This window comes from Allobacillus halotolerans, from assembly GCF_018967645.1.
GTDB classification, from domain to species: domain Bacteria; phylum Bacillota; class Bacilli; order Bacillales; family Alkalibacillaceae; genus Allobacillus; species Allobacillus halotolerans.
In genome coordinates this window covers 1-2560 of sequence record NZ_JAHLZF010000037.1, presented here as the reverse complement: position 1 = coordinate 2560, position 2560 = coordinate 1, and the positions used below count along the sequence as shown (strand labels likewise).

The 2560-nt window shown below is 49.2% G+C and carries 1 rRNA gene; it reads left to right on the top strand.

Features of this window, described 5'->3' with window-relative positions:
* Window positions 1-72 precede the first annotated feature (72 nt).
* Window positions 73-2560, top strand: a 23S ribosomal RNA gene (locus KQ486_RS13740); the annotation flags it as partial.

Sequence of the window (2560 nt, the reverse complement as noted above, 5' to 3'; positions counted from 1 at the left end):
AAGAAATAATCGCTAGTGTTCGAAAGAACACTCACAAGATTAATAACGCGTTTCCTGTAGGATGGAAACATAGATTAAGTTATTAAGGGCGCACGGTGGATGCCTTGGCACTAGAAGCCGATGAAGGACGTTACTAACGACGATATGCTTTGGGGAGCTGTAAGTAAGCTTTGATCCAGAGATTTCCGAATGGGGAAACCCAGCATGAGTTATGTCATGTTATCGATATGTGAATACATAGCATATCAGAAGGCACACCCGGAGAACTGAAACATCTTAGTACCCGGAGGAAGAGAAAGAAAATTCGATTCCCTTAGTAGCGGCGAGCGAAACGGGAAGAGCCCAAACCAACAAGCTTGCTTGTTGGGGTTGTAGGACACTCTATACGGAGTTACAAAGGACGACATTAGACGAATCATCTGGAAAGATGAATCAAAGAAGGTAATAATCCTGTAGTCGAAAATGTTGTCTCTCTTGAGTGGATCCTGAGTACGACGGAGCACGTGAAATTCCGTCGGAATCTGGGAGGACCATCTCCTAAGGCTAAATACTCTCTAGTGACCGATAGTGAACCAGTACCGTGAGGGAAAGGTGAAAAGCACCCCGGAAGGGGAGTGAAATAGAACCTGAAACCGTGTGCTTACAAGTAGTCAGAGCCCGTTAATGGGTGATGGCGTGCCTTTTGTAGAATGAACCGGCGAGTTACGATTTGATGCAAGGTTAAGCAGTAAATGTGGAGCCGTAGCGAAAGCGAGTCTGAATAGGGCGTTTAGTATTTGGTCGTAGACCCGAAACCAGGTGATCTACCCTTGGTCAGGTTGAAGTTCAGGTAACACTGAATGGAGGACCGAACCGACTTACGTTGAAAAGTGAGCGGATGAACTGAGGGTAGCGGAGAAATTCCAATCGAACCTGGAGATAGCTGGTTCTCTCCGAAATAGCTTTAGGGCTAGCCTCAAGTGATGATTATTGGAGGTAGAGCACTGTTTGGACGAGGGGCCCCTCTCGGGTTACCGAATTCAGACAAACTCCGAATGCCAATTAATTTAACTTGGGAGTCAGAACATGGGTGATAAGGTCCGTGTTCGAAAGGGAAACAGCCCAGACCACCAGCTAAGGTCCCAAAATATATGTTAAGTGGAAAAGGATGTGGCGTTGCCCAGACAACTAGGATGTTGGCTTAGAAGCAGCCATCATTTAAAGAGTGCGTAATAGCTCACTAGTCGAGTGACACTGCGCCGAAAATGTACCGGGGCTAAACATATTACCGAAGCTGTGGATTGTCCTTTGGACAATGGTAGGAGAGCGTTCTAAGGGCGTTGAAGCATGATCGTAAGGACATGTGGAGCGCTTAGAAGTGAGAATGCCGGTGTGAGTAGCGAAAGACGGGTGAGAATCCCGTCCACCGATTGACTAAGGTTTCCAGAGGAAGGCTCGTCCGCTCTGGGTTAGTCGGGTCCTAAGCTGAGGCCGACAGGCGTAGGCGATGGATAACAGGTTGATATTCCTGTACCACCTATAATCGTTTTAATCGATGGGGGGACGCAGTAGGATAGGCGAAGCGTGCGATTGGATTGCACGTCTAAGCAGTAAGGCTGAGTATTAGGCAAATCCGGTACTCGTTAAGGCTGAGCTGTGATGGGGAGAAGACATTGTGTCTTCGAGTCGTTGATTTCACACTGCCGAGAAAAGCCTCTAGATAGAAAATAGGTGCCCGTACCGCAAACCGACACAGGTAGTCAAGATGAGAATTCTAAGGTGAGCGAGCGAACTCTCGTTAAGGAACTCGGCAAAATGACCCCGTAACTTCGGGAGAAGGGGTGCTCTTTAGGGTTAACGCCCAGAAGAGCCGCAGTGAATAGGCCCAAGCGACTGTTTATCAAAAACACAGGTCTCTGCTAAACCGTAAGGTGATGTATAGGGGCTGACGCCTGCCCGGTGCTGGAAGGTTAAGAGGAGTGGTTAGCTTCTGCGAAGCTACGAATCGAAGCCCCAGTAAACGGCGGCCGTAACTATAACGGTCCTAAGGTAGCGAAATTCCTTGTCGGGTAAGTTCCGACCCGCACGAAAGGCGTAACGATTTGGGCACTGTCTCAACGAGAGACTCGGTGAAATCATAGTACCTGTGAAGATGCAGGTTACCCGCGACAGGACGGAAAGACCCCGTGGAGCTTTACTGTAGCCTGATATTGAAATTCGGCACAGCTTGTACAGGATAGGTAGGAGCCTTTGAAACGTGAGCGCTAGCTTACGTGGAGGCGCTGGTGGGATACTACCCTAGCTGTGTTGGCTTTCTAACCCGCACCACTTATCGTGGTGGGAGACAGTGTCAGGCGGGCAGTTTGACTGGGGCGGTCGCCTCCTAAAAGGTAACGGAGGCGCTCAAAGGTTCCCTCAGAATGGTTGGAAATCATTCATAGAGTGTAAAGGCATAAGGGAGCTTGACTGCGAGACCTACAAGTCGAGCAGGGTCGAAAGACGGACTTAGTGATCCGGTGGTTCCGCATGGAAGGGCCATCGCTCAACGGATAAAAGCTACCCCGGGGATAACAGGCTTATC